23 protein-coding genes are annotated in these 26,506 nt (G+C 72.5%); 5 read left to right on the forward strand and 18 right to left on the reverse strand.

Annotation, left to right across the window (positions count from 1 at the left end; translation table 11 throughout):
• Positions 1 to 4: 4 nt before the first annotated feature.
• The 10 genes from WMF27_RS28530 to WMF27_RS28575 all read right to left on the reverse strand — a co-directional run bounded on the left by WMF27_RS28530 (position 5) and on the right by WMF27_RS28575 (position 10,505).
• Positions 5 to 1,450 carry a hypothetical protein gene (locus WMF27_RS28530; RefSeq protein ID WP_437765715.1) on the reverse strand — a complete coding sequence of 482 codons (1,446 nt, stop codon included), beginning with the start codon at positions 1,448 to 1,450 and terminating at the stop codon, positions 5 to 7.
• On the reverse strand, positions 1,447 to 3,660 hold the full coding sequence (locus WMF27_RS28535; RefSeq protein WP_437943150.1) for a bifunctional metallophosphatase/5'-nucleotidase: 2,214 nt from the start codon (positions 3,658 to 3,660) through the stop codon (positions 1,447 to 1,449). The genes WMF27_RS28530 and WMF27_RS28535 overlap by 4 nt, the downstream gene beginning before the upstream one ends.
• The gene (gene ptsP / locus WMF27_RS28540) at positions 3,657 to 5,627 is read right to left on the reverse strand and encodes a phosphoenolpyruvate--protein phosphotransferase (RefSeq protein ID WP_437943151.1); all 1,971 of its coding nucleotides are present in this window, start codon (positions 5,625 to 5,627) and stop codon (positions 3,657 to 3,659) included. Before ptsP ends, WMF27_RS28535 begins: the two co-directional genes overlap by 4 nt.
• Entirely contained in the window at positions 5,624 to 5,908 is a 285-nt protein-coding gene (locus tag WMF27_RS28545; protein ID WP_437765712.1) for an HPr family phosphocarrier protein, read from the reverse strand. The genes ptsP and WMF27_RS28545 overlap by 4 nt, the downstream gene beginning before the upstream one ends.
• The gene (rapZ, locus tag WMF27_RS28550; protein WP_437943152.1) at positions 5,905 to 6,966 is read right to left on the reverse strand and encodes an RNase adapter RapZ; all 1,062 of its coding nucleotides are present in this window, start codon (positions 6,964 to 6,966) and stop codon (positions 5,905 to 5,907) included. Before rapZ ends, WMF27_RS28545 begins: the two co-directional genes overlap by 4 nt.
• Entirely contained in the window at positions 6,963 to 8,258 is a 1,296-nt protein-coding gene (hprK, locus tag WMF27_RS28555) for an HPr(Ser) kinase/phosphatase (RefSeq protein ID WP_437765710.1), read from the reverse strand. The genes rapZ and hprK overlap by 4 nt, the downstream gene beginning before the upstream one ends.
• Entirely contained in the window at positions 8,255 to 8,734 is a 480-nt protein-coding gene (locus tag WMF27_RS28560; protein WP_437765709.1) for a PTS sugar transporter subunit IIA, read from the reverse strand. Before WMF27_RS28560 ends, hprK begins: the two co-directional genes overlap by 4 nt.
• A gap of 468 nt (positions 8,735 to 9,202) precedes the next feature.
• A complete protein-coding gene (hpf, locus tag WMF27_RS28565; protein WP_437765708.1) occupies positions 9,203 to 9,571 on the reverse strand; it encodes a ribosome hibernation-promoting factor, HPF/YfiA family in 369 nt (122 codons plus the stop codon).
• A 251-nt stretch (positions 9,572 to 9,822) separates the two neighbouring features.
• Positions 9,823 to 10,167: a sigma-70 domain-containing protein gene (locus tag WMF27_RS28570; protein WP_437765707.1), complete on the reverse strand. Its 345-nt coding sequence runs from the start codon at positions 10,165 to 10,167 to the stop codon at positions 9,823 to 9,825.
• 170 nt (positions 10,168 to 10,337) lie between these two features.
• Entirely contained in the window at positions 10,338 to 10,505 is a 168-nt protein-coding gene (locus tag WMF27_RS28575; RefSeq protein WP_437765706.1) for a hypothetical protein, read from the reverse strand.
• Here WMF27_RS28575 and WMF27_RS28580 point away from each other — a divergent pair.
• Positions 10,504 to 11,370 (forward strand): oxygenase MpaB family protein, encoded by an 867-nt coding sequence (locus WMF27_RS28580; RefSeq protein ID WP_437765705.1) that lies wholly within the window; start codon positions 10,504 to 10,506, stop codon positions 11,368 to 11,370. The genes WMF27_RS28575 and WMF27_RS28580 overlap by 2 nt on opposite strands.
• A 135-nt stretch (positions 11,371 to 11,505) precedes the next feature.
• On the opposite strand, the gene WMF27_RS28585 is transcribed toward WMF27_RS28580, so the two are convergent.
• Positions 11,506 to 12,564 (reverse strand): serine/threonine-protein kinase, encoded by a 1,059-nt coding sequence (locus WMF27_RS28585; RefSeq protein WP_437765704.1) that lies wholly within the window; start codon positions 12,562 to 12,564, stop codon positions 11,506 to 11,508.
• 165 nt (positions 12,565 to 12,729) lie between these two features.
• Here WMF27_RS28585 and WMF27_RS28590 point away from each other — a divergent pair, with 165 nt between their 5' ends.
• On the forward strand, positions 12,730 to 13,761 hold the full coding sequence (locus tag WMF27_RS28590) for an isocitrate/isopropylmalate dehydrogenase family protein (protein WP_437765703.1): 1,032 nt from the start codon (positions 12,730 to 12,732) through the stop codon (positions 13,759 to 13,761).
• Between the two features lie 66 nt (positions 13,762 to 13,827).
• On the opposite strand, the gene WMF27_RS28595 is transcribed toward WMF27_RS28590, so the two are convergent.
• The 3 genes from WMF27_RS28595 to WMF27_RS28605 form a co-directional block, all read right to left on the reverse strand.
• On the reverse strand, positions 13,828 to 15,525 hold the full coding sequence (locus WMF27_RS28595) for an ATP-binding protein (protein WP_437765702.1): 1,698 nt from the start codon (positions 15,523 to 15,525) through the stop codon (positions 13,828 to 13,830).
• A gap of 114 nt (positions 15,526 to 15,639) precedes the next feature.
• Positions 15,640 to 16,083, reverse strand: a complete 444-nt coding sequence (locus WMF27_RS28600; protein WP_437765701.1) for a gamma-glutamylcyclotransferase family protein — start codon at positions 16,081 to 16,083, stop codon at positions 15,640 to 15,642.
• A gap of 439 nt (positions 16,084 to 16,522) precedes the next feature.
• The gene (locus WMF27_RS28605; RefSeq protein WP_437765700.1) at positions 16,523 to 17,107 is read right to left on the reverse strand and encodes a DUF2378 family protein; all 585 of its coding nucleotides are present in this window, start codon (positions 17,105 to 17,107) and stop codon (positions 16,523 to 16,525) included.
• 990 nt (positions 17,108 to 18,097) lie between these two features.
• Between WMF27_RS28605 and WMF27_RS28610 the strand changes: the two genes are divergently transcribed.
• Both WMF27_RS28610 and WMF27_RS28615 read left to right on the forward strand, forming a co-directional pair.
• Positions 18,098 to 18,493, forward strand: coding sequence for a VOC family protein (locus WMF27_RS28610; protein WP_437765699.1), 396 nt, complete (start codon positions 18,098 to 18,100; stop codon positions 18,491 to 18,493).
• Positions 18,494 to 18,658: 165 nt separating this feature from the next.
• Positions 18,659 to 19,396: a M15 family metallopeptidase gene (locus tag WMF27_RS28615; RefSeq protein ID WP_437765698.1), complete on the forward strand. Its 738-nt coding sequence runs from the start codon at positions 18,659 to 18,661 to the stop codon at positions 19,394 to 19,396.
• Between the two features lie 10 nt (positions 19,397 to 19,406).
• Here the strand turns inward: WMF27_RS28615 and WMF27_RS28620 are convergent, their stop codons facing one another.
• Positions 19,407 to 19,895 carry an acyl-CoA thioesterase gene (locus tag WMF27_RS28620; protein ID WP_437765697.1) on the reverse strand — a complete coding sequence of 163 codons (489 nt, stop codon included), beginning with the start codon at positions 19,893 to 19,895 and terminating at the stop codon, positions 19,407 to 19,409.
• 65 nt (positions 19,896 to 19,960) lie between these two features.
• The gene (locus tag WMF27_RS28625) at positions 19,961 to 22,840 is read right to left on the reverse strand and encodes an ATP-binding protein (RefSeq protein WP_437765696.1); all 2,880 of its coding nucleotides are present in this window, start codon (positions 22,838 to 22,840) and stop codon (positions 19,961 to 19,963) included.
• Between the two features lie 42 nt (positions 22,841 to 22,882).
• Between WMF27_RS28625 and WMF27_RS28630 the strand changes: the two genes are divergently transcribed.
• Positions 22,883 to 24,058, forward strand: coding sequence for a hypothetical protein (locus WMF27_RS28630; protein WP_437765695.1), 1,176 nt, complete (start codon positions 22,883 to 22,885; stop codon positions 24,056 to 24,058).
• A gap of 16 nt (positions 24,059 to 24,074) precedes the next feature.
• Here WMF27_RS28630 and WMF27_RS28635 read toward each other — a convergent pair whose 3' ends face one another.
• Both WMF27_RS28635 and WMF27_RS28640 read right to left on the reverse strand, forming a co-directional pair.
• Positions 24,075 to 24,701: a hypothetical protein gene (locus tag WMF27_RS28635; protein WP_437765694.1), complete on the reverse strand. Its 627-nt coding sequence runs from the start codon at positions 24,699 to 24,701 to the stop codon at positions 24,075 to 24,077.
• A gap of 151 nt (positions 24,702 to 24,852) precedes the next feature.
• Complete coding sequence (locus WMF27_RS28640) at positions 24,853 to 26,178, reverse strand: penicillin-insensitive murein endopeptidase (RefSeq protein ID WP_437943153.1); 1,326 nt, start codon at positions 26,176 to 26,178, stop codon at positions 24,853 to 24,855.
• Positions 26,179 to 26,506 lie beyond the last annotated feature (328 nt).

Genomic DNA, 26,506 nt, shown 5'->3' on the forward strand with positions numbered 1-26,506 from the left:
GTGGCTAGTTGGTCTCCGCGTCGTCGTCGTCGAGGCTGCGCGCCCGGACACACGCCTCCTTCGAGGGCTTCGTGGCGGGCGCGCAGCCGGGCGCGCCGCAGACGAGGTCGTCCGGACAGCGGGCCTCGATGGTCCAGTTCAGCGAGCCGCCCGAGAAGTTCCGGAGCGTGCCAGTCACCGCGTCGATCACCTCGCCCCGGTGCGACCCCGGATCGAAGGCGCTCACCGTGCCCGTCTGGATCTGGATCATGCTCGACCCGTCCGTGATCTTGTAGTTGCCGCGCGCGGAGTAGCTCGTCCACTCGCTGCACTCGGGGTCGTCCGAGCACGCGTTCGCGCAGCTCCGCTCGGCCTGGCTCTCGAAATCGACCTGCCCGTCGCCGTTCAGATCGCAGCTCGACTGCTCCGCGGCGAAGACGTTGTCCCTCGCGGGCCTCGGACCGAAGCGCTCGCCGATGTGGAACCCCTCGACGCGCACGAGCCCGCTCTCGAGGCGCTCCATGGCCAAGGCGCCGGCGATCGTCGGCCCGTCGAGCACCGTCGGCTCCGGGACCAGGCACGTTGCTCCTTCCGGCGCGCGCGCGATCTCGTACGAAGGGAACGAGAGCTGGGTGAAGCCGAAGAACTCGTCGACGGTGCCCGCGAGGTACTCGAGCCGATCGCAGACACGCAGGTTGGCAGGTGTGTTGAAATTGTACGCGAAGAGGTGGTTGAAGCCGCTGCCCTGGCCGGCCAGATCGGTGACGTAGAAGCCGTCGCTCGAGACACGCGTGACGACGACCTGCTGGGGAGCCGCGGTGTCGATCCGCATCGCTTCGGACGGGTAGGGCGTCGCCGAGCCGCCGCCCTGCACGTCGGCGATGCGCGGCAAGGCGTAGGCGACCGGCTTCGAGACGCCGGCGCTGAAGGAGCCGCCCTCCTCGGTGTCGTCGTCCGGGAAGGCACACCCGGGATCGGCGGGGAAATCGACGAGCACGTCGCCCGGCGCGTCGTCGTTGACGCCGTTGGCGCACGCGGGGCGGCCGCCCCGGGGCGCGGGCCGGTAGCCGAGGTCCTCGACCCACAGCCGGACGGGCCCGTAGACGGCCGTCACGCGGGCGATCCCCTCGGCGACGCCGTCCCGCAGGCGGATGTTGCGGCCGACCGCGATGCCCTCGTCGTCCGCCTCGACGTCCAGCACCGCCCCGGGATCGACGCTCAGCCTGACCATGCCGTCGAAGGGCGTCCGGCGGCCGGCAGCGTCGCGCGCCTCGATCCTGAACGACCAGGTGTCCACCGCGTCGCCGCGGCTGGCCGGCAGCGGCGCCTCGGCGGAGGGGGGCGCTTCCCCGTTCACCTGCACGACCTGGACCCAGAAGCTCGAGACGCCCCGGGGCGGCCCGCCGCCGCTGCCGCACCCGGCGAGCGCGGCGGCCGCGAGCGCCGCCCGGAGCCTCGCCCGCGGCGTCACTGGCCCACCATCCGCAAGCGGCCGTCGGAGAAGTTGCCGAGCCGCCGGTCGACGCACGCCAGGTACTTGCACTGCTCGCCCGCGGCGCTGCACGGGGCGAGCGCGCTCTCGCACTGCTCCCGCACCCAGTCGGTCGGCGCCTCGGCGCACACGTCGCGCTGGTAGGCGGCGACGTCATCGCGGCAGCGCGCGAGCACACACGCGCCCCGGGAGCACGGCGCCTCGCCGGTCTTGCACGCCCGCCCCTCGACCACCGACTCGGGGCACGCGCAGACGAAGCCCTCGCCCACGCCCGCGCAATCGGCGTCCCGCCGGCACGACGCGAGCTCGCCGCGCTCGTCCGCGCCGCATGGGCTGCCCGCGCGGATGGCGTCGATCAGCGCGTCGCGCTGCTGCACCTGGGTGTCGAGCTGCGTCGTGTTGCGCTGGAGCACGCGGAACCCGCTCCCGCCCTGGGCGAGGTAGCTCGACGTCGCGAGCTCGTAGGTCGCGCTCGGATCGATCGGCTGCCAGCAGCGCCTCGCCTCGACGTCGCAGCTGCCCTCCTCGCCGCCCGGACAGCCGGCGTCGCCGTCCGGGCACGCGATCGCCGGCTGGCGCGCGCCGATGTACACGTGGGTCGCGACGCCGGGCGCGGCGCCGTCGGCCGAGCGCGCGGCGCAGTCGATGACGACCCGCGCGCCCGCGATCTGCGCCTGCGAGGCGCACCCGCGGCCGCTCGATCGGCGCGCCACGAAGTCGAAGAGCTCCTGCACCTCGAGGCCGGAGAGCTGCATCTTCGAGATCGAGTTGTCGAAGGGGAAGACGTTGAACATCTGCTCGACCGTCACCGGGCCGGGCACGAGGTCGGCGCGGATGCCCGTCGTGTTCGTGAGCGCGAAATCGGTCTGGATGCCGAGGCGCAGCCACATCGCCCCGGCGATGAGGTTGCCCAGCGGCGAGTCGCCGCCGCTCGCCGAGGCGCGGCGGGAGCCGCCCGGCGCATAGCCGACCAGGAGATCGAGGTTCGCGAGCGCGTCGAGCCCCTGCGCGTACGGCTCGAGCGCCGAGGCGACGATCGGATCGGCGGGCACGTCCTCGGTCACCGGGAAGAGCTCGTACCGGTCCGAGAGCACCTCGAAGCCGTTCAGCGGGTCGTAGCCGCCCCCGAGCTCGGAGGCGTCCCTGGACAGCACGAGGTCGAGCCGCCCGACGAACTTCGCGAACGCGCCGGAGTGCGCGAGCAGCACGTCGCGCGGCGCACAGTAACGCCGGCGCTTCGCGCCCTCCCCGGGCGAGCGCTCGTCGTTCAGGAGGATGTAGTGGCGCTGCTCCTCCTCGTCGTAGTACCGCGAGCAGTCGCGGACGCGCTTCGGCGGCTGGAGGACGATGTGGTTGTGCCCGCCGAGCACGACGTCGATGCCCGTCGTGGTCTCGATCATCCGCTCGTCGCCGTCGAGGCCGAGGTGGGTCACGAAGACGATGACATCCACCGTGGGGCGGAGCAGGTCGACGTAGAACTGGGCGACCTCGGTCGTGTTCAGCGGGGTGACGCCGAGCCGGTTCGGCGCCTCGAAGATCGACGTCAGGCTGGAGAGGTTGCCCATCCCGACGACGCCGACCTTGAGGCCCTCGAGGTCGAAGACCGTGAACGGCTGCAGGATGGCGCCTAGCGGAGAGGCGCCGGGCTGCGCGGGGTCCTCGAGCTGGTAGTTCGCCGCGAGGACGGGGAAGCCGGCGTTCTGCTGGAGCTGGATACCGAGGTTCAGCGCGCCGCGGTCGAACTCGTGGTTGGCGACGATCATGGCGTCGACGCCCATGGCGCCGAGGGCGCGGATCTCCGCCTCTCCCGAGTAGAAATTGAAGATCGGCGCCCCCTGGAAGCAGTCGCCGCCGTCGAGGTGAAGCGCGCGCGACGACCGGGCGCGCTCGCGCCCGAGGAGATGGGACATGCGCGCGGCGCCGCCGACGTTCGCGATCGAGGCCGCCGCGCCGAGGCCGAGCCCCGCGTCCACCTGGCCGAGCTGCAGGTTGTACGGGAAGAGCCGCGAGTGGATGTCCGACGTGTGGAGCAGCGTCAGGTGCACCTGCCCGACGAGCCGCGTCGGCGGCGCCTCCTCCTCGCAGCCCGCCGCGCACAGGCCGAGCGCCACCGCGCAGGCGGCCAGCGCGCGCGCCACGCCGGACGCGACCGGCAGCGCAGGATCCACCGCACCGAGCGCGCCGCTCACCGCGTGGCGCGCTCTCCCGTGAGCAGGTCGTAGAGGTCCGGCGCGAACGCGGCGGCGACGCAGCACTCGACCTCCTCCGCCGTCGCGCAGGCGAGCGCCTCCGCCGCGACCGCCTCGGCCTCGGCGACCGTGATGCGCCGGAGCGTCTCCTTGATCTCCGGGATCGCCGCCGCCTCCATCGAGAAGTCGCGGAGGCCGAGGCCGAGCAGCAGCAGGGCGGCGAGCGGATCGCTCGCCATCGCGCCGCAGAGGGAGACCGACCTGCCGGAATCCTGGCCTGCCTGGATCACCTTCGTGATCAGCCGCAGGATCGACGGGTCGAACGGCGAGGCCAGGTAGGCGAGCGAGCGGCTGGTCCGGTCGACCGCGAGCGCATACTGGATGAGATCGTTCGTCCCGAGGCTCAGGAACGCGGCCTCGCGCGCGAAATGGTCGACCATGATCGCCGCCGAGGGCACCTCGATCATCACGCCGAGCGGGATCTCGTCGGCGCACGCCTGGCCGCGGGCGCGCACCTGCTCCTGCGCGCGGTGCAGCAGCGCGCGCACCTGCCGGAGCTCGCCGAGGCCCGCGACCATGGGGATCATGATCCGCACGTCGCCGTAGGCGGAGGCGCGCACCATGGCGCGGAGGTGCTCGAGGAACACGTCGGGGCGCGAGAGCGCGAGCCGGACCGCGCGGAGGCCGAGCATCGGGTTCATCTCGGGCGGCACCTGGAACGTGGAGACGAACTTGTCGCCGCCGATGTCGAACGTGCGCAGCGTGACCGGCTTCGGGCGGAGCGCCTCGACGACGGCGCGGAAGATCTCGAACTGCTGGTCCTCCGAGGGCGGGGACGTGCGGTCGATGTAGAGGAACTCGGTCCGGTAGAGGCCGATGCCGTCGGCGCCCTGGTCGCGCGCGAGGATCGCCTCGGCCGGGAGCTCGACGTTCGCCCGGAGCGACACCTTGACGCCGTCCTTCGACTGGGCGGCCCGGTGCCTGGACTCCGAGAGCTCCTTGCCGAGCGCGACGTAGCGCTCGGCGCGGGCGCGCGCGTCCGCGAGCTCGGCCGGGCCGGGGCGAACGACGACCGTGCCGCGCAGCCCGTCGATCACCACGACGTCGCCCGTGATCACGCGCTGCAGGACGTCGCTGACGCCGACCACGGCCGGGATCTCCAGCGCGCGCGCCATGATGGAGGTGTGGCTCGTGCGGGTGCCGACCTCGGTGACGAAGCCGACGACCGGCTCGTCGACCATCGCCGCTGTGTCGGCCGGCGACAGGTCGTGCGCGATGAGGATCGTCGGCCCGGAGAAGCGCGGGAGCCCCGCGCCCAACGTCGCCGGCATGGCGATCGAGTTCTGCAGCTCGATCAGGCTGCGCGTGGAGAGCGGCGAGGTGTCGCGCGAGGACGGCGGCTCCTGGGGCGGGAGGCTGAACGCGCGCAGGAGGCGCTCGCCGACGAACAGGACGTCGTGGCTGCGCTCGCGCAGGTACGGGTCGTCCAGCGCGGCGAAGCGGCCGGCGATCGCCTCGCACGCGGTCGCCACCGCCCACTCGGCGCAGCGGCGCTCCTCGGTCACCTGGCCCTTCACGGCGTCGGCGAGCGCCTCGTCGCCGAGCATCAGCAGGTAGGCTTCGAGGATCGACGCCTCGGCGCGGTGATCGCCGATGCGCTTCGCCATGTCGCGCAGCTCGTCCTGCGCGCGCTCGACCGCGGCCTCAAAGCGCTCGAGCTCCACCGCGATCTCGCTGGAGCCGACGCGGCGGCGCGGGTGGTTGGTCCGGTGCCCGCCCATCACGACGGCCGCGCCGATCGCGACCCCGGGGGACCCGGCGATGCCCCGCAGCGTCTCCGTCCGGGCGCCGGGCGGCATCGAGTCGCCCCGGACGCCGGGCGCCGCCGAGCCGCTCCGGCCGGCGTCCGGGGGGGCGGGATGCTCGTCCGGGGCGTCCGACGAGAGCGCGCTCGGGCCGCGCGTCACTCGTGCTCTCCGAAGCGCGAGGCGATCAGCTCGCCGATGGCGGAGACGGCGTCGGTGGCCTGATCGCCCGTCGCGCTCACCTCGATCTGGGTGCCCATCGACCCGCAGAGCAGGAGCACGCCCATCACGCTCTTCGCGTTGGCCGACTGCCCGTCCGGCCCGGTCAGCGCGATCTCGCAGTCGTAACGCCCCGCGAGCTGCACGAGCTTCGTCGCGGCGCGCGCGTGGAGACCGCGCACATTGATGATGGTGAACCGCCTCGTTACCGCCTCGGTCGTCACCGCTCGCCCCCCGTCACGCTCGTGTCCGACGCCGGGCGAGGCTCCGACGGGGTCGCTCCCGGCTGCGCCAGCCGGAGATCCACGCCGGGCGCCCCGGCCATGCCCTCTCCCACCCCCGAGGGTACACCACTCGTGCTCATCCGCGCGACGTCCCGGTGCACGACCGTGATGGGGAGCCCCGTCTTCCGCCGCAAGCTGTCGCTGAGCGCGTTGGTGAGCGCGACGGAGCGGTGCCGGCCGCCGGTGCACCCGATGCCGACGGTGAGGTAGCTCTTTCCTTCGCTGGCGTAGCGCGGCATGCAGAACGAGAGGAGCTGCTCTGTCCTGGAGATGAACTCGAGGGCGTCCGGGTTCTTCAGGATGTACTCCCGCACGGGCTCGTCGTTCCCCGTGAGCTCGCGGAGGCCGTGGACGAAATACGGGTTGTCGAGGAAGCGGACGTCGAAGAGCAGATCGGCGTCGAGCGGGATGCCGTACTTGTAACCGAACGAGACGAACCGGGTGGACATCCGGGGCACCTCGACCTTCGCGGGGCGCAGCCGCTCGATGACGACGCGGCGCAGGTCGTGCGTCGACAGCCGGGTCGTGTCGAGCTCGATGGTCGCCCGGGCCCGCAGCGACGCGAGCCGCTCGCGCTCCAGGAGGACGCCGTCGAGCATCGCGATGACGCCGCTGCCCCCGGTCGTCAGCGGGTGCGGGCGCCGCGTCTCGCTGAAGCGCCGGAGCAGCGTCTCGTCCGAGGCGTCGAGGAAGAGGATCACCACGTCCCGTCCGGTCCGTATCGAGTCGAGCGCCGCCGTGGCGCCCGCCAGGAAGGAGCCCACCCGGACGTCGATGCCGAGCCCGATCCGGGTGATCCCGCCCGACTCGCACGCCTCGACCGCCGGCTGCACGAGCGACGTGGGCAGGTTGTCCACGCAGAAGAAGCCGAGGTCCTCCAGGGCGTGGAGCGCCGTCGACTTGCCCGCGCCGGAGAGGCCCGTGACGACGACGACGCGCCCCGGCGCGCCGTCGGGCCCGTGCAGGCCGTGCTGCTGCTGATCGCCTCCGTTGCTCACACTCGCCTCCTCGGCCGCGGCAGGCTCACGGACGACTCCGTGGGGCTGAACCCGGAGCTCGGGCGATCAGGGGGCGGCCTGCCCCGATCCACGGGCGGCCGGAAGGCGCTGCTCGGGGGGTCCGGCGCGTCCACGCCGCGGCCGGGCGGCTGCGACCGGGGCGGTCCGGGCGGCGCGGCGCTCCGCGAGGCGCCTTCCTCGGCGAGCCTCGCCTGCGGCGCGATCGACGACTCTTCCGGCGAGCGCTCGCGGAGCAGCTCGCCCTCGACGTTGCCGAAGAACTCGCGGGCCGCGTGGAACCCGGCGTTCTTCAGGAGCTCGTTGCGGGCGGCGACCTCGAGGATCGACGCCATGTCGCGGCCCGGGCGCACCGGGATGACGAGCTCCCGGATCTTCACGCCGAGGATGGTGTGGTACCGCTCGTCCAGCCCGAGGCGATCGTACTCGGTGTCCTTCGACCACTCGACCAGCTTCACCACGACGTCGATCCGCTTGCGCTCGCGGATCGACGTGACGCCGAAGAGGTCCTTCACGTTGAGGATGCCGAGGCCGCGCACCTCGAGGTGGTACCGGAGGAGCTCCGCCGGGGCCCCGAAGACCATGCCGGGAGGGCGGTAATCGCACTCCACGGCGTCGTCGGCCACGAGCCGGTGGCCGCGCATCACGAGGTCGAGCGCGCACTCGCTCTTGCCGATCGCGCTCGACCCCATGAGAAGGAGGCCCACGCCGAAGACGTCGACGAGCACGCCGTGCAGCCGCAGGCGCGGCGCCAGGCGATCGTCGAGCAGCGCGTGCAGCGCGGTGATCGTGGCGCTCGACCGCACCGCCGAGACGAGGAGCGGCGTCCCGCTCTCCTCGGCGCACTGCGCGAGCTCCGGCACAGGGACGAACCCGATGCCGGAGCCGTTCGCCTCGAACGGCTGGTCGCCCTGCGTGAGGATGACGCAGCACAGGCCGAGATCGAAGAAGCCGCGCAGCGACAGGAGCCGGTCCTCGCGGGAGAGCTTGTGGAGGAACGAGAGCTCGGTCTGCCCGAGGATCTGCACCCGCGTCGGAACGATGCCGTGGAAGTGGCCGACGAGCGCGAGCCCGGACTTCTGGATGCGGGTGTTCATGATGGGCCGGTCGAGGCCCGCGGCGCCGGCGATGAGCGTGAGGTCGATGCCGAGCCCCTCGTCGGCCATCAGGCTCCGCACCGCGATGGCGGGGCGGTCCGCCCGGCCACCGCGGGTCGAGGGGGGCATCCGGCCGCCCCCTTCCCCTTCCTGTCCGCCGCTGCGCGGGCCGCTCATGACACCGACCTCCCTTCCTCGGCGGCGATGAGCTCGAACGCCGCGCGCCCGGTCGAGGCGCCGAGCAGCCGCCGCCGGAACGTCTCGTCCCGCAGCAGGCGGGAGATGCGCGCCAGCGTCTTGAGGTGCTCGCCCGTGGCGCGCTTCGGCCCGATCACGGCGACGAGGATGGACACCGGCGCCCCGTCGATCGCGTCGAAGTCGATCGGCTTCGGGCAGATCAGGACCGCGCCGATCAGCCGATCGACGCCCTCCATCGCGCCGTGGGGGATGGCCACGCCGCTCCCGACGCCGGTGGACTGCAGGCGCTCGCGCTCGCCGAGCACCCGCGCGATGTCATCGGCCTTGACCCCCGGCTGCCCTGCCGCGAGCAGGGCGGCGAGCCGGCGGAGCGCGTCCGCCTTGGAGCGGACGACCCCCTCCTGCTCGCTGGCGACGGATACCTGGTGCGCGGTCAAGATGTCGCGGACTTGCATGCTGATTTCGGCGCTCGGGCGAGGTGAGATGGCTCTGGAACGGCGCACGTGGCACGGTCGGCGCAGCGCTCGGCCAGGGCCAAGCGAGCCGATGTGGCCATCGTACCCCGGGGACTTCGGGCACGCGACTCAAGGACGCTATCGCGGCGAGCGGCCCCGGAGGGAGCGTTCTTCGCGTTCTTCGCGCCGCGATCGCTGGGCGGCCGCCGCGCCGCTCCAGGCAGGCCCCCGGGCGGTTGGGCGAGCGCAGGGGTGAGCTGAAGGAGACGAGCGCCCTTCGCCGCCGCGGCGAGCGCGGCGGCTCACGCGAGGGAGCGCGCCGCCTCGCCCGCGAGCGGCGGCTCACGTGGAGGGAGCGCGCCGCCGCGGCGAGCGCGGCGGCTCACAGGATGGGAGCGCGCCGCGCCGGCGGGCGCGGCGGCCCTCGCTCCGGCTCGCGCGTCGCGCCTCGGCGACGCGCGCGGCGGCTCACGATCGGGTGCGTCCCGTCGCGGCCACCGCTTCGCGCTCCACCTCGACGGCGTACTCGCCGGCGCTCGTGCCGCCGCGCTTCCGCGCCATGGTGTGACCCTTCCCATCCCGGATCTGCCGCTCGAGCTTGTCGTGGACCGTGTCGATCGACGCGTACATGTCCTCACCCCGCTCGGTCGCATGGAAGGCTAGACTGCCGGAGGAGAGGCGAACGTCGGCGACGTGCGTCAGACCCTCGACGGAGAGGGTGACCTGCGCCGTCATCGCCTGCCTAAGGAACTTCTGAAGCTTGGCCACCTTCTCATGAGCGTAATTCTTCACGGCGTCGGTACCCACCATATGGCGGAACGTGATCGTGATGTTCATCGGGTTCAGCCTTCCTTCCCTGATGCGTAGATGAAACAATCGACTACGGCTACAGAGCACCCCTCCATCTCCATCGTAACACTGATGTAGAGCTCTGGTCTGCACTCAACGGCGCAGCGCTTTCGTTTTGTTTGGCGTCGTTCCGCTTCTGCGTTTCTTGCCCCGGGTCGCCACCTCTCGCGCACCTCGTCGTGCCCGCGCGTCACCGTGGTTTGCCGCGCTGCGTCCTGCGCGGCCAGCGCGCCTCCTCTTCAACAAGCCTTGGCACGCCCCGCTTGTTCCAGCGCCCGGCGCACCGTGTGCGGGGCGTGGCCCGAGGTCAGCGCGATCTCGCCGATCGTGGGTGTGCGCCCGAGCTCGGCCGCGAGCCGCCTCGCGCTCGCGAGGACGGCGCGGAGCACCTCGACATCGCCCCGATCGAGCGGCTCGGCGACGCGGAGGCCCTCGGACTCGAGCCGGTCGATGATGTACTCGACCTCCTCGTACGAGACCGCCCGGCGGTCGACGACTTCGGCGATGTCGTTGAGGTCCACCCGACCGGTCGGCCGATGGCGTGTAAGGAGCTCCTGGATCATGTCGTCGATGACAGGCGGCACGGCGCTAGCGTGCCACCTTCGCGCAGGCCGCGCACGCGCCCGCGCGCGCGAAAGCAGGCCCGAGAGCCGAGCGCGAGGCCGAGCTGAGCGAGCGCCCCGGCGCCGCGCTCCCGGCCCTCCCCTCGCGGAGCCTGGCCAGCCGGCTCGCCCGGCGCGGGCCCGCCGCCGCATCACAGCTCATCATCACGGCGCGCCACGGCGGACCGCACATCACCTCGTGTCGCCGCGCTCGCCACGATCGACGTCTTCATCTGTTCAGCGATGTTTCCGCCAGGATGCGCGAGACATGATAGAAATGGACGCGTCATCGGGCGGATACACATCAGGAGATCTTCCATGCGCTGGGCCCCTCCCGAATCGCGATCGCGCTATGCGATCCGCGACCATATCGAAGAAAACCTGGATCCGGTCAAGGATCATCAGGAGATCGCATTTCTCTCGACGTGCTATGATTTCCCGTGGGACACGCAGCGCGCCCTCGAGCTCGCGCTGTTCCGTGTCTTCGGGATCGCCAAGGGCACACCTCTCCTGGTGCAGACAGGGGAGTTCCTCCAGCGCACCCAGAAGCGCTACGACGACACCGTCCTCATCCTCTCCGAGATGCTGGAGAACGGATACGACAGCGAGCGCGGCCGGGCGGCGCTGCGGCGCATGAACCGGCAGCACGGGCGTTACGCCATCCCGAACGACGAGTACCTGTACACGCTGTCGACGTTCATCTTCGAGCCCATCCGCTGGAACGAGCGCTTCGCCTGGCGCGCGCTGCTCGAAAAGGAGAAGCTCGCGGCCTACCATTACTGGAAGCAGGTCGGGACGCTGATGAACATCAAGGATATCCCGCCGAGCTACGAGGCGTTCGAGCGGTTCAACCTCGATTACGAGGCGGAGCACCTGCGGTTCTCGGAGGACAACCGGAAGCTCGCCGTCGCGACGCGGGACCTCGTGCTGGGCTGGGCGCTGCCGAGGGCGCTATGGCCGCTCGGGGCGCCGGTCCTCCACGCGATGCTCGATGATCGCATGCTCGACGCCGTCGGGCTGCCGCGGCCTTCGCCCGGGCTGCGCGGCCTCGTGCAGGCGGCGCTCCGCGCGCGCGGCCCGCTCTTGCGGGCCATGCCGCGCCGGCGCTCGCCGCGCCTGCTCACCCAGCGGAGGAGCCGCACGTACCCGGACGGCTACCGTATCGAGGACCTCGGCGCGCGGTGACCAGCGCAGCTCCACGGTCCGGCGAGCCCAGCCGCCGCGCCGGGCGAGCGGCTGCCCGCCGGCTCAAGGCTGCCCGCCGGCTCAAGGCTGCCTGCCGGCTCAAGGCTGCCTGCCGGCTCAAGGCTGCTTGCCGCCTCAGGGCAGCTGGCGCCGCAGGAACTTGAGCGCCTCCCGGGCAGCGCGGTTCACCGGCTCGTAGACGTCCGGGGTCGTCCTGAGCGGGGCGCCGATCGGCTCGCCCGGGCGGACACCGAGGATGCGCTCGACGTCCTCCAGGAGCGATCGCATCGAGTCGTAGCGGTTCCCGGGGGCCTTGCGGAGCGCGGTGGCGACCAGCGCCTCGAGCCGCCGATCGATGCCGGGCCGGATCGAGCTGAGCCGGGGGGCCGGGGTACAGGCGTGCTGGGCGACGACCACCACGTCGTCTGGCGACGAGAACGGCAGCTGGCCGGCGAGCATGCGGAACATGGTGACGCCGAGGGCATAAACGTCGGTGCGGCTGTCGATGGGATCGGCGAGGGCCTGCTCCGGGGCCATGTAGGGGACCGTGCCCAGCACGAGACCGGCGGCGGTGGTGGGGCCCGTCTTCAGCTTCGCGAAGCCGAAATCCATCATCTTGAGCACGCGCGGGCCGCCCGCGGAGCGGACGAGGAACAGGTTGTCCGGCTTCACGTCGCGGTGGATGACGCCGGCCGCGTGCGCCGAAGCGAGCGCCGACGCCGCCTGCCGTATCAGCGGAAGCGCGGCGGCCTCGCTCACGGCCACCTCGCGGCGGAGCAGGACGCCGAGCGACTCGCCGGTGAGCAGCTCGAGCACGATGAACGGGGACCCGTCCTTGCGCTCGCCCGCGTCGAGGACCCGGACGATGTTGGGATGCCCGAGCTCGGCCGCCACCTCGAGCTCGCGGAGGAACCGCTCGCGCTGGGCCCGATCGGCGGCGAAGCTGCGGTTCAGGATCTTGATCGCGACCTGCTCCTTCGTGCGGCTGTCCGCCGCGAGGTACACGCGCGACATGCCGCCGGCGCCGATGAAGCCCTGGATCACATAGCGATCCTCGAGGATGGCGCCGAACTGCCGCGTCGGCTGCGCCGGCGGCGGCGCGGCCGACAGCGACTGGACGAGGCGCGCGCCGTCGTCGGGGCAGAAGCCGTACGAGCGATCGGTGTACGCGCGGTGGCAGCGCGGGCAAATCATGGGACCCGGGTCATGATGGCGGCGGGGGCGGGGATCCTCAAGGGACTTGCGGGCGGGCGGCGCGCGGCGCCGTCCCCGGCGAGGTGGATCGCGGCGCGCACCTCGGCTATGCGTCCGCCTTTCCTCGTCGACGCGACGATTCACCCCGAGATCGAGAGACAGCCCGTGACCTCACAGAAGCACCCTGCGACCCTCATCCCCGGCGACGGCATCGGCCCCGAGATCGTGGACGCGACGCTGCGCGCGCTCGACACGCTCGGCGCGCCTTTTGAATGGGAGACGTGCGTGGCCGGCATGGCCGGCGTCAAGGACGCGGGCGACCCGCTGCCGCGGGCCACGCTCGACAGCATCCACCGCACGCAGCTCGCGCTCAAGGGGCCGCTCGAGACGCCGATCGGCGGCGGGTACCGCTCGTCCAACGTGCGCCTGCGGCAGGAGTTCAAGCTCTTCGCCAACGTGCGCCCCGCGAAGACGCTCATCCCGGGCGGTCGCTACGAGAACATCGACATCGTGCTCGTGCGGGAGAACCTCGAGGGTCTCTACGTGGGCTTCGAGCACTACATCCCGATCGGCAGCGACGAGCAGGCGGTGGCGATCGGCTCCGGCGTGAACACCCGGGTCGGCTCGCGCCGCATCGCCGAGTTCGCCTACGACTACGCAGAGAAGCACGGCCGCAAGAAGGTCACCATCGTCCACAAGGCGAACATCATGAAGGCGCTCACGGGCATCTTCCTGGAGACGTCGCGCGAGGTGAGCAAGGGCTACGAGGGCCGCGTGGCGACCGACGAGCGGATCGTGGACGCGTGCGCGATGCAGCTCGTCCTGAACCCGTGGCAGTTCGACGTCATCGTCACGACGAACCTCTTCGGGGACATCCTCTCGGACGAGATCGCGGGCCTCGTCGGCGGCCTCGGCATGGCGCCGGGGGCGAACATCGGCCAGCACGCCGCGATCTTCGAGGCGGTGCACGGCTCGGCGCCGGACATCGCCGGCAAGGGCGTGGCGAACCCGATCGCGCTCATGCTCGCCGCCGCGATGATGCTCGACCACGTGGGCCACCAGGAGCTCGCCGGCCGCCTGCGCGCCGGCATCGACGGGGCGCTGAACGTGGACGGGGTCCGCACCCGCGATCTCGGCGGCAAGGCGGACACGAAGGCGCTCACCGACGCCATCGTGGCGCGCATCAAGAACGGCTGAGCGGGCGACGTCGTCACGGCTGATCTCGCGCCTCCGCCGCGACGCACGCCGCGGTGTCCCGCGGGGTCAGCCGCCGCGCGAGAGCGGGAGCGTGAAGTGGAAGGACGTCGTCTCGTCCGGCTCGCTCTGCGCCCAGATCCTGCCTCCGTGCGCCTCGACGATGCCCTTGCAGATGTAGAGCCCGAGGCCCGTGCCGGGCGGGCGGCTCCTGGAGGGATCCGACGAGAGCCGCTGGAAGCGCTGGAACAGCCTCGGCAGCTCGTCCGGGGAGATCCCGGGCCCGCGGTTCTCGATGGCGACCTCGAGCTCGGCGTCGCGGAGAGAGAGCGTCACGCGGATCGGCGCGTCGGGGTCGCCGTACTTGGCGGCGTTGAGAAGGAGGTTTCCGAGCACCTGGTCCATGCGCACCGCGTCCGCGTGGACGGGCGGCACGTCCTCGCCGGCGGTGAGCACGACGGCGCGCTCCGGCCGCTCCGCAGCTGCGAGCTCGACGGCGGCGTGGAGGAGGGCGCGCAGATCGGTCGGCCGCCGATCGAGGGAGAAGCGCCGCGCCTCGAGCTTGGAGGCGTCGAGCAGGTCCTCGGTCATCCGCTCGAGGCGCTGGACGCTGGCAAGGATCTTCCCGCTCCACGCCTGGATTCCGGCGTCTCCGGATCGGCGCGACAGCATGCCCGCGCACGCGGCGATCGCGGTGAGCGGCTGCTTGAGATCGTGCGCCACGATGGAGAGCCATTCCTCGCGGAGCCGCTCGCGCTCCATGAAATGGGTGATGTCTTCGTAGCTGGCGATGGCGCCCAGGATCACCCCCTGGTCGTCGCGGATGGGGCCCGCGCTCACCACGACGGGGATGTTGGTCCCGTCGGGCCTCTGGAGATGCAGCTCGGCGCAGATCGTCCCCTGGCCGCGCGCCGCGCGGACGAGGGGCATCTCGTGGTGCGGGAGCGGCCGTCCAGTCAGCTCGCACAGGCGTGCACGCACGCCGGACGCCGACGTCATGAGGGGGTGCGGGCCGGCGCAGAGCTGCTCGCAGCGGCGGCTCGCGACGAGCGAGCGTCTTCCGCGCTCATCGAAGACGGCGATGGCAACGGGGAAGTCCTCGATGATGCTGCGCAGCCACTGCTGCTCCGCCGCGAGCCGGTCCTCTGCCTCCCGGCGCGCGGCCTGGGCGTCCCGGAGGAGGGCCTCGGCTCGCTGGTCGCCCTCGCGCTCGGCGGACCCGAGCGCGAGGGCGAAGAGGGCGCCGAGCGCCTGGACGCGCGGGATGAGCTCGTGCGGGGGCGGGCTGCGTTCGCCGAAGGCGCACGTGAGGACGCCCAGCGGCCGCCCGGCGCCGAGCAGGGGGGCGGCCAGCACCCAGCACGGCCTCAGGCAGGCGTCGATGGCGCGGACGTCGGAGAGGCGCTCGATGACCGCCGCATCCGCCGCGGTGTGCTCGATGCGGCAGCTCTCTGCGGCGCGCAGGACGAGGGACGGGGTGCTCGTGAGATCGTCGAGCGCGCCGGCGAGCGCGCCGGGCAGGCCGGAAGAGGCGAGCAGGCGGACGTGGAGCGCCCGCTCGGTCGGCGAGCGCGCCCCGTGGAGGAACGCGATGTCGGCGCCGAGCAGCCGGGCCGCCTGCTGGACGATGGTGCTGTGGATCTCCCGCGGGTCGAGCTTCCCGGCGAGCGCAGCGCACGCCTCGACGACCGCCTCCGCCAGCTGGGCCGCGGGAGCGAGCTCTCCGTTCGCTGCGGAGAGCTGGTCGTTCGCCGAGATCGTCGTCACGCGTCCCTCGAAGCTTGGCCTAGCACCTGCCGGGGGAGGTGCCGCTCGAGCGCATGGGGTGACGTACCGGTCGAGAGGAACGGCCGAGCGGGCGGGGGCTCGCGGGTGTGGCTCTCATCGGGGCGGGTCGAAGCGGCGCTTCGCCCAGCTCACGAGCGGGCTGTTGTCCCGGGCCCGAACGGCGCCGGGCGCGCCGCGGCGCTTCCGCCAGTCGCCCTCGCGGACGCGCCGGCACCCGGCCGCCTGCTCCATCGAGAGGAGGTATGCCTGGGCTTCCCGCCCGCCAGCGAGGCGGATGGGGGCTCGCCGGTGCAAGATCGGGTGTCCCCGGTGGACGTCGAGCGCGGCGAGCGCGGCCGGGGCGATGGCGTAGAGCTCGCCGGTCACGGCGACGAGCCCGCCCTGGACGAGAGCGCCGGTCGTGCCCAGATCGACGAGCGCGTACTCGGGGGTCGTGGTCGCCTCCCCGAGCGGGCGAGCCGCCGCGAGCCATTCGTGCTGCTCCTCGCCCTTCATGAGGTTGTCGTAAACGAAGAGCACCATCTCATGGGTCGTCATTGGCGTGGTCCTCGGGACGGGCTCTGCGGCCCGGCTCCGACGCTCGCAAGGCGAGGGCGCGAGCGCAAGGCTGCTCGGAGCAACGCTGGCGAGGCCGTGGCGAAACTGTAGCCCCAGAGGAATGTTGCACCTGTGTGTCTATGGGGAGCTACGGCGCTTTCGGAGGGCTCGTCACGCCCAAGGAGCATCCACCCGTGCCTGCAGTGCCCCATGCTCGCCTGGCGATCGCGCTCGATAAGAGTTCGAGCGCCATCTAGCGCAGCAGCTCGATATTCCCCTGCCCGGCGCGAATGCGGCTTTCATCCAGCCGAGCATTCACCTTCTCGGGAGGCGACCTCGATCCATCGACAGCGATCCTCGATCAACTCTTGTCGAAACGAGGATCCCCATGGCCCCGCCGCGTGGCCCCTCCTGCCGGCGCGGGCGACCAGATTGCGGGCTACCAGCTCACCAGGAACTGAAGCGTCTCCGCCCCTCGCACCTCAACCGAGATGGTCGGCCTGGCGCCGTACCCCATGACGAGCGCCTCGAAGTTCCCCAGCGGGTACTCCAGCGTACCGCGGTGGCTGCTGATGTCGATCTGCACCTCCGACGGCCCCAGCTGCCGCGCCCTGGCCAGCGGCCCCTTCACGAGCGCGCCCAGGCTGCCCGTGTAGCGCATCAGCGCGGCGCCCGGGTCGGTCGCGAGGTGCATCGTGATCCGGCCGAGGGCGCTTTCCTTGAAGGCCCCGACCTGCTGCCGCGCGAGGCGACGGTAGCCCTCCCGCGAGCTCCGGTTCGGGTGCGAGAGCCGCGCAGCCGCGTCGTAGAGGCGCAAGAAGTCGCGCGTCGGGTAGTCCGAGAACGGCAGGTAGAGCCCACCCCTCGGCGGGCTCGACAACGTCGACACCACCTGCGCGAAACGCTCCCCGAGCGTCGCCGCCAGCGCGTTGAAGAACATCCCCTTCATCGCGTAGGACTCGGGGACCCCCGCCACCACGGCGTCGATGTCGATGTTGCCGAGGAGCGGATCGGAAGGACGCACCTCGAACGAAGCTCCGTTCGGCCCGACAAGCAGCCCCTCTGTGGACGGTGCGCTCGGCGGCGCCACGCTTCGGGGCACCGCGCGCATGACACCGCTCTTGGGGATCGGCGTCTCGTTCGCTTGCCGGCGCTGGTCGCTGCGGACCTCTTTCATATGGAGCTCGCCGCAAAAAAAAGACTCAACACAAAGGCCGCTTGCGGCAACCACCGCAGCGAAGGGCACACGACCCACCTAGCAACGGCCATGCCGACCGCTCACTGAACGAGTCACCGCGTGAACACGGGGTTCATGCCAGATTTCCCTTGCATGGATGAAACGCTGGTTCAGCGCTGCAACCGCGCGGAGACGACCGGGACGGCGTTCATCTCCGCTCAGGCCGGTCCACGCGCCTGCGACGGCACACACCCGCCAGCGTCCCGAGCCGAAGGAACACCGCGTCAACGCGCCGTGAGGCCCGCGTCAATATGCCTCGAGGCGAGCCTCGATGTGCCTTGAGGTTCGCGTCATTACGCCCCGAGACTCGCCTCAACACGCCGTGAGGCTCGCGTTGACGCACCGGCTCGCGGCGCCCCGCTCGCGCCTCGGACGCTCCTCCGCCCTGAAGGACCGTCGAGCGGCGGCGGTTTCACGCGAGCACCGGCGAGCATCGCGTACGCCTGCCCACGATGAATTTTGGTGGGCGACGAGGTGGACCTGCGCGCTCCCCACGCGCTCGACCTGGACGTGGTACGCGTGCAGAAGCCGCACTTCGCCGCGCAGAAGCCGCACTTGGCCGCGCAGAAGCCGCACCTCGGCGTCGAGCGGAGGGAGCCTCTGGTTCGACCAGGCGTCGTGCTCTGCCATCGATCGAAGCGCGGTGAGGGGGGGCTCATGCGCGAGGGCTCCGCGCCCCGCTCGCGCCGTCCATCGAGCGCGGCTGCTGACCGGACGCTGTCAGCAGCGCCGCCCTAGGATGCGGGCGCGTGGGGCAAGACCCCCGAGGAGGACCTCATGAACACAGGACTGGGTGGCGTGATCGTTTATGTGCCCGACGCGGTGGAAGCCGCGGCGTTCTACGAGCGCGCGTTCGGCTTCGAGCGCAGCTTCGTCTCCAGCGACAACGAATACTGCGAGCTGAAGGGCAGGGTGCCGCTCGGGTTCGTTCAGGAGGACTTCGCCCAGAAGGGCCTCCCGGAGCTGGCGAAGAACAGGCCAGGCGAGCGCCCCGCCGGGCTCGAGATCATCGTCACCAGCGAGGACGTCGACGCGGCGTTCGCGCGCGCCGTGAAGGCCGGCGCAGCCCCCGTGTCGGAACCCCACGACAAGCCGTGGGGCCAGCGCGTCTCCTACGTGCGCGACCTGAACGGCGTGCTCGTGGAGATCTGCTCGCCGTGGACCTCTCCATGAGCTCGCCGCAGCTCACCCCATGAGCTGACACCGACCGCGCGATCGCGAGCGACGCGGCGCGCCGTCCGCCTCAAGAATGCGCTCGTGCCCCTGACGGTGCTTCTCCTGACAGGCTATTACGGCAAGTCCTTGCCGCGCCTGACGCGGCCTGCTTAACCTCCGGCCGTGAACGCGAACGGACGGACACGGGTGCACCTGCTCGTGGCAGCAGCGGTCGCCCTGCTCGCGGCCGGCCCCTCGGGGCTCGGCGGCGGGCCCGTCGCGGAGGCCAAGGAGCCGGCCCGGGGAAAGAAGGCGAAGAGCTACGAGTGCCGCGTCCAGAGGCCGCAGAAGTTCCTGAAGCGGCGCACCTTCGTCCAGAAGGGGATGCTCAACCCGAAGAAGCACGCCAAGGCGGTCCGCTACCTCGCCGAGCACTACGGCCACGTCGAGACCGAGGAGACGCGGCGCCACAACTCCGAGAGCGCCCACTCCCAGGCGACGACCGTGCGGTTCATGGGCCTCCCGCTCTCCATCCACGAGAAGATCGCGCCCGCGCTCCACTGCGTCGAGAAGCGGATCCGCTCGACGTGCACCCGCAAGTCCCGCCGCTACACGCCGCGCGCGGTCGGCGGGTTCCGCACGGCGAACAGCTACCGCGGCGCCGAGATCTCGAATCACCTCTTCGGCATCGCCATCGACATCGATCCCGACCGGAACCCGTGCTGCGGCTGCGTCGACCCGTGGCCCTCGAGCCCGCTGTGCCAGGAGAAGAAGCGCTCTGCCTACGAGCGCACGGCCCTGTCCCGCTGCTGGATCAAGGCGTTCGAGCGCTACGGCTTCGACTGGCTCGGCCACGACGACCTCGAGGACACGATGCACTTCGAGTTCCTCGGGGATCCCGACCGGCTCAAGAAGAAGTAGCGCGCGGCGATCACGCGCCGCGGCCGCCCCCGCGCCGCGAGAGCCGCCGCGCGCGCCGCTCCGCCGCGGCCTCGGCGAGGCGGCGATCGTCGTCCGTCTCGAGGAGGATCGGCGGCACCGAGGTCGGCCTGAGCGACGCGTCGACGGCCACGAACGTCACGAAGGCCGTGACCATGGGCCAGATGGCGCCCGTCATCGCGTCCTCCCCCTCGACCGACACCAGGATCTCGAGCGACGTGCGGAAGGTCGCCGTCACCCGCGCGGCCAGACGGACGACCTGACCGACCTTGATCCCGTGATCGAACGAGAGGTCGTCGATGCCTGCGGTGACGACCGCGCTGCCGGTGTGCCGCTGCGCGCAGATGGCGGCGCACAGGTCGATCCACGCGAGCACCTGCCCGCCGAAGATCGAGCCGAGCGCGTTCGTGTGCGTCGGCAGGACGTACTCGGTCATCGTCGTGACCGACTCGGAGACGCGCTTCTCGTGCAGGGCCTTCACCCGGCATGCGTATCACGGGCACCCCCTCGCGCCAGAGCACGCCGGCCCGCCCGGGCCGCCCGGCCTCAGCTGGAGGTCGAGGCCCTGCCCGGGTTCGGGAACGACGGCTCTTCGGGGGCCGGCGAGCGGCCAGGGCTCGCGCTGACCGACGACTTCGTGGGGACCGACTGGCCCGGCGGGCCCGTCGGGAGCGTGGGCTCGTCCTCCAGGCGCACCGACGTGACCTTCAGCCGCGCGAAGATCGCCTCGGCCCTCTCGTGCATCGCCACCGCCTCGCGCCGCGCCGCCATGTTCGCCACGAAGCTGCGATCGGTCGTCAGGAACCGCGCGTAGGCCTGGAACGTGCGCGCGAGCTCGAGCTCGTTCCCCGTCTCCTCGAAGATGCTCACCGAGCGCGCAAAATAGGCGCGCGCGCTCTTCGTGTGCGCGCTGCCCCAGCCGCCCGCCGCCGTGATCTCGCCGAGCGTCCGGAGCGCGATGCCGAGGTGCACCTTGCTCCGGACCGAGGCGAACAGGTCCACCGCACGGCCGATCGAGTCGCGCGCCTTCTCCAGATCGCCGCGGAGCATGTAGGCCTTCCCGAGGGCGCGCCGCGCCTCGGCCAGGCCGAGCCGGTCGCCGAGCTCGTCGCAGAGCTCCTCGGCCTGCTGCAGCACGCGGACCGCCTCGTCGGGATCGCCGCTCCGGTAGAGCGTCCCGCCGATGTTCGTCAGGATCAGCGCCGTCCGGTTGCGATCGCCGACCTGCCGCGCCACCTCCAGCGCCTCCTCGAAGAGCTCGAGGGCGTGGCGGTGATCGCGCTGGTCCTGCGCGATCATGCCGAGGTTGTTCAGGCTCATCACGACGCCGAGCAGGTCCGAGATCTCGCGCCGGATCGCGAGCGACCGCTCGAAGGTGTTGAGCGCCTGCTTGAACTCGCCCGAGTCCTGCAGGGCGAGGCCGAGGTTGTTCAGCGACAGCGCGATCGAGCGGCGATCCCCCATCCGCTCGCGGCGGGCGAGCGCGTCGCGCAGCCATTTCAGCGCCTCCTGGTACTCGCCCCGGAGCCAGTGCAGCTTGCCGATGTCGTCGATCGTCGAGGCGATCCCCCGCTCGTCCCGCGCGCCCTCGAAGAGGCGGAGCGCGGTCGTGAGGTGCTTGCCGGCCTCGTCGAGCGAGCCGCTGTCGCGGTAGAGCCGCCCGATGCGGTTGTGCGCGGCCCCGCCCTTGCGCCGGTTGTCGAGCCGGTAGGCGAGCGTCAGCATCTCGCGGAACGCGGCGAGCGCGTCGTCGATGCGCCCGGCGAGCTGGAGGACGTCGCCGTAGTCGTGGAGGGCGTCGATGCGCCGCGCGACGTGCGCGTCGCCGAGCAGCGAGAGCCCGCGCGCGTAGTACTCCGCCGCCTTCGCGTTCGAGTAGCGCCCGCGCGCCACGTCCCCGGCGTCGAGCAGCGAGAGCCCCGCCCGCACCGCGTCGCCGATGCGCTCGCGGTGCGTCGCGAGTTCGGCGAGGAGCTCCTCGCTCGCGCGCACCGCCACCTGCTGCTCCAGCCACTCGGCGATCGCGTGGTGGTACCGCCGCTGGGCCGCGGCGCTCATCCGCTTCTGGAGCGCCTCGCGCTCCTTGGCGTGCACGAACACGTACTCGTCCGAGCCCGCGAAGCTCGACTCGCTCTGCTTGCGCAGGTAGCCGCGGTCGCACAGCGAGCGCAGCGCGGCGTTGATCCGGTCGAGATCCTTGTCGCTCTGCTCCTCCCCCCACAGGTCGGGGGCCTGGCTGCCGGCCCTGCCGAGGACGAACAGCGCGCCGCTCCAGAACACCGGGCCGATCGTCGCGGCCTGCTCGAGCAGCTGCCGGCCGTCGTGATCGAGCGCGGCGAGGCGGACGTTCACGGCGTCCTCGACCGTCATCGGCAGGCGCGCCGTCGACAGCTTGCCGAGGTGCACGCGCCAGCGCGGCCCGCCCGCGGAGTCGGGCGAGAGCTCCTCGATCACGCCCTGCTCGTGGCAGATGCGGACCATCTGCTCGAGCAGCGCCGGGTTGCCGTTCGCGAAGGAGCAGGCCGCCTCGACGAGCTCCGACGGCACGCCCGGCTGGGACTGCGGCTCGGCGCGCCTAACGTCGACGGCGTCGACGGCGTCGACGGCATCGACGTCGTCGACGACGTCGATGATGACGACATCGTCGCCCCCGCGCGGCGCGCAGGGCGCGAGCAGCGCCCTCGCCATCTCCGCCGCGGCGGCCTCGCCGAGCGGCGTGAGCTCGAGGAGCACGTGGCGCCGGTCGCCGACCTTGCCCCAGTCGTCCTGGCGGGTGAGCAGCTCCGGCCGGGCGGCGCAGACGATCAGGACCGGGCCCGTGAGGTACTCGATGAGGTAGCGCAGGAGCGCGAGGGAGTCGTCGTGGGCCGCGTGGAGGTCCTCGAAGATGAGGCACAGGGGGCCGTGGACGGCGTCCGCCTCGAGGAAGGCCTTCAGGACGGCGCGGCGGATGAGGTCGGCCTGCGCGGGATCGTCCTGCACCGCGCGGGTGAGCGGGCTGTCGCCGAACGCGAGCCCGATGAACTGGCCGAGGAAGTAGATGACGTCGCCGACCTTGCGGTCGCCCATCACGTGGGCGACCTGCGAGCGGACCTCGGCGCGGGCCGCGTCCTTGTCCATGCCGTCGGAGAGGCCGAAGCGGGCGCGCAGGAGCCGCGTGAAGACGCCGTACGCGGACGCCATGTCGCCGGTGCTGCCCGAGGTGACGCGCAGCGCGGCGGAGCCCTGGCGCCGCCGCTCGAGGAACTCGCGCACGAGCCTGCTCTTGCCGATGCCCGGCGGGCCGACGAGCGTCACGGTCCGCGTGGAGCGCTCCCGCTCCACCGCGTCGAGCGCGCGGGCCAGGGCCGACAGCTCCGCGTCGCGCCCGATCAGCGGCGCGAGGGCGGGCGGCGCCGCGCCAATTGCACTGTCCTCTCGGCTCATCTCCTGGCCTCCACGTCCCCGGGTGCCGCAGCGCCGGACACGATGTCCGGAGCCTATACCAGGTTCGGCTTCGGTGGCGTGTGCGGTAAGCTGCCGGGCGTGGACGGTGAGGGCACGGGGACGTCGGGGAGCACGGCGCGCAGCGCCGCGGAGATCCGCGGGCGCATCACGGCTTGCTTCAGCCTGGCCGAGCTGCGCCGCTTCGCGGAGGAGCTCGGCGCGCCGGACATCCCCTGGGAGCGGGGGATCCAGGGAGCGGCGCACGAGCTCGTCCGGCGCTTCGAGCAGCGGCGCGAGCTCGGGCCGCTCGTCGAGCGCCTCCGCGCGGCGAGGCCGCTCGTGGAGTGGCCCGACACGCCGACGGTGCCGTCCGCCGCGTCGAGCGAACCGGCGCACACCGACATCCCCAGGCCGGCGCCGCTGCCGAACCTCTCGCCGATGGTGGCCCCATCACCTCCCCTGGAGGTCGCGACGCTGACGCCGCCGGCGATCGCGCCTACCCCGCGGACACCGAACGTCACCGGGCCGCAGCCCGCGAACGCGCGGCCGCCCGGCGCCGCGGGGCCGGCGCAGCTCCCGGCCGGCTCCCCGCGCGCCGGCGCGCCGGCGCGCGGGCCGCGCCGCATCGACTCGCGGCTCGCGCTCGCCGCCCTGGGGCTCGTGGCGGTGAGCCTCATCGTGGCTTTCCTCATCGGCAGGGCGTCGAGCGTGCCGGGCGACGACGCGGCGCGCGGGAGCGCCGCGTCCGCGAGCGCCGCGCAGAAGGGCGCCCCGCCGCCTGCGGCGCGGCCGGACGGGGTCGCGTCACGCGCTGCCGCCGCGATCGACGGCAGGATCGAGAGCCTGGCGCGGGCGTGCGAGATCCCGCCTGGCTCGGTGGAGGACGTGATGCGCCGCGCCTTCGAGCGCTGCGGGCCGTCGCCCGCCTCGGCGGGGCACCGGACGACGCCGGCGCAGCGGAGCGATCCGCCTGCCGCACAGGCGCCGGGCGCGCTGCCGGCGTCTCCAGGGCCGGGGCCCCGTGCGGCGGCCGCGACCGGCCTTGCGCCCGCCGGCGGCAATGCCGGGTGCGTCGGAGCGTGCGAGCGGCGACACAAGGCGTGCAGGGCGACGCAGTGCGGTAAAGAGCCCACGCAGAGCACGCAATACCAGCGTTACCAGGGCTGCCTGTCGGATTGTCTGGAGCAGGCGTCCAAGTGCCGCCTCGGCTGCCTCTGAGCCTGAGGGCGACGCGTCAGAGCGACGGCCGGCTGCGGCGCATCACGTTGACCGTGACGGTCGGCTCGTGCTCGGGGCAGCCGGTGCGACCGGCCTGGCTCGGGTCGAAGTCGATGCGAAAGCAGGTCTTGCAGACGCAGAGATAGGCGTCGTGGAACTCGCGGAAGTTGAGGATGTCCGCGGCGAAGAGGCTGAGGACGATGTCGCTGAGCAGGTCCTCCTCGCGCGGGCACGGCTCCCACGGCCCGAGGCCCGCGGCGCGGAGGACGCGCCCGCCGTCGATGGCCGCTGCGAGGAAGCGATCGTCCGCGGCGGGCGGCATGAAGGCGCGAAGCGAGGCGAGCACCCGGAGCCGCGCCGCGTCGACGAGCTGCTCGATCTCGGACGCGTCCGGGGCCGCCGGGGCCTGATGGCCGAGCGCCACCTGCTTGGAGAAGCCCTCGGTCACGTAGGCCGGTCGCTGCATCCTCCCGGCTGCCACGAGGTGCTTCTCGAACCAGATCGCGAGCGCCGCCGGGCTGCGCGGGGGCCTGCCGACGAACGTGAGCGCCGCGAGCAGCGCGCGGCGATCGTGATCGCTGGCGACGAGCGACGCCGCGGACGGCAGCGCGGGAATCGAGGTGTGGGAGTCCTCTTGCGGCATGAACACCCCTTTGCTCCGCCCCAGTCTGCCCGAGGTCTTCTCTCGGGGTCCAGGCGCGATGGCGCCTCGGTCGGAGATTGCGGAACTTCCTGCAATGCGTCGCGTTACCGGCTCTTTGCCGCTTTTCGTAGTGAACGGCGCGCGGCGGATCTCAGTCCGTGATCTTGAGCACGCCGCTGTCGTCGAGCGCGCCGCTCGCGTCGGCGCCGTCCGAATCTGCCTCGATCTCCGCCTCGGACGCAGCGGGATGCAGGAATGTGAGATCGAGGCCGCCCATCGGCTGCTGCGCCGCCGCGCGCGTGGCAGCGAGCGGCAGCGCCTCGGCGTCGGCAGCGGCGTGCGGGGCGGCGCGGCGCGCTTCCCGTTCAGGTCGCTTGTCGTCGCGGCGCGAGGGCTGCGCTGGGTCGCGCCGGCCGGCGCCGGGCTCGCGGGGCCGCTCCGGCGCGGGCGCCGCGGCGGCCTTCGACGGGCGCGCGGCCTCCGCGCGCGCGGCCGGCGGCGGTGTCCGCAGCGCCCTGTCCGTCTTCCTCGCCATGGGCGCGCGGGCGCGGGAGGGGGCGTTCTTCGCGAGCTCGACGCAGCTGCCGCGCATGGCCGCGGGGCAGGAGATGCGCACGTGCATGTGGTCGTCGTGCGCCTCGGCGCCCGTGGGCTGCATCATCGCGAGCTGCGCGCGGACGACCAGCGCGCGGGAGACGCCGATCCGCTTGGCGTGCGCGATCAGCGCGGACCGGAGCGGATCGGCGATGAAGATGTGGCTCACGTGGGCGCGAGGATCGGTGAGCAGGTGCTGGACGAGCAGCCAGTTGCGCGGCAGGTCGAAGCGCGCCCCGGGCACGTTGGTCGAGGCGAGCCGGGCGTTGAACCGGAGGAAGATCGGCGCGTGGACCTGCTTGCCGCGCGCGTCGAGCGCGTAGAGGCCGAGGTCGACGTCGCGGCCGCTCTCGTGGGAGTTGTGGCGGTGGACGTCGCCGCCGCGCTGGCGCGACAGGTCGCCGACGTCGAGCACCGCGCCCGGGAAGCGCTTGGCCACGCCGCGCGCCGCGCGCTCGACCATGCCGACGAGCGCCGGTAGCCCCCAGCGGACGTCGGCGCCGGCGTAGGCGGGCACGACGCGGATGTCCTTGCGCGAGGTGTCGAGCCGCACGCCGCCCTCGAGGCGCCCTTCGTTGGGATGGCCCACCGACGAGGCGGGCGCCTTGGGCGCGGCCTTCTCCCTGGCCGGCCCGGGCGATCGCGGGCCCGCGTCGCCGGCGCGGTGGCGGTGGCCCTTGCTGTCGTCCTTCGCGCGTCGCGCGCGCGGCGCGCGCTTCGTCGCCCCGCCCGCCCTGGCGGCAGCGGCGGCGTCCCGCGGCTTTGCTTCCGCGGTGGGGCGCGCGTGCGAGCGCGCCGGCGCGTCCGGCGCCGCGACGGCCGCACGGGAGCCGGACAGGGAGAGCGCCAGGATCGTGAACAGCACGGAAAGCGGTCGAGGCACACCGGTGCGTTACGGGGTTTCGGTGGGCCGGGCCAAGAAGCCGGCGCCGTCTGGCCGCGTCTCCGAGGGCCGCTCCCGAGACCTGCGCCGAGCGCGCGCCGAATGTGCGCTGGCGAGCGTGGTGAACGAGCGCTGGCGGATGCGACGGGCGCCTCATGCACCCCGGACACACGCGAGGTTCCTGTCGCCCGCCGGAAGCGCGGCCGAGGAGCGCGGATCACCTCGTGACGCCGCGCCGCGGCCGGCGCCGCCCGGCCCCTGTGCCGCGCTGCGGCGCCGGCGCCACGGCATCTCGCGGCGGCAGCGGAGGCTTTTGCCTCGCGGCCAG

The organism is Sorangium sp. So ce281 (assembly GCF_051527395.1).
GTDB classification, from domain to species: Bacteria; Myxococcota_A; Polyangia; order Polyangiales; family Polyangiaceae; genus Sorangium; species Sorangium cellulosum_B.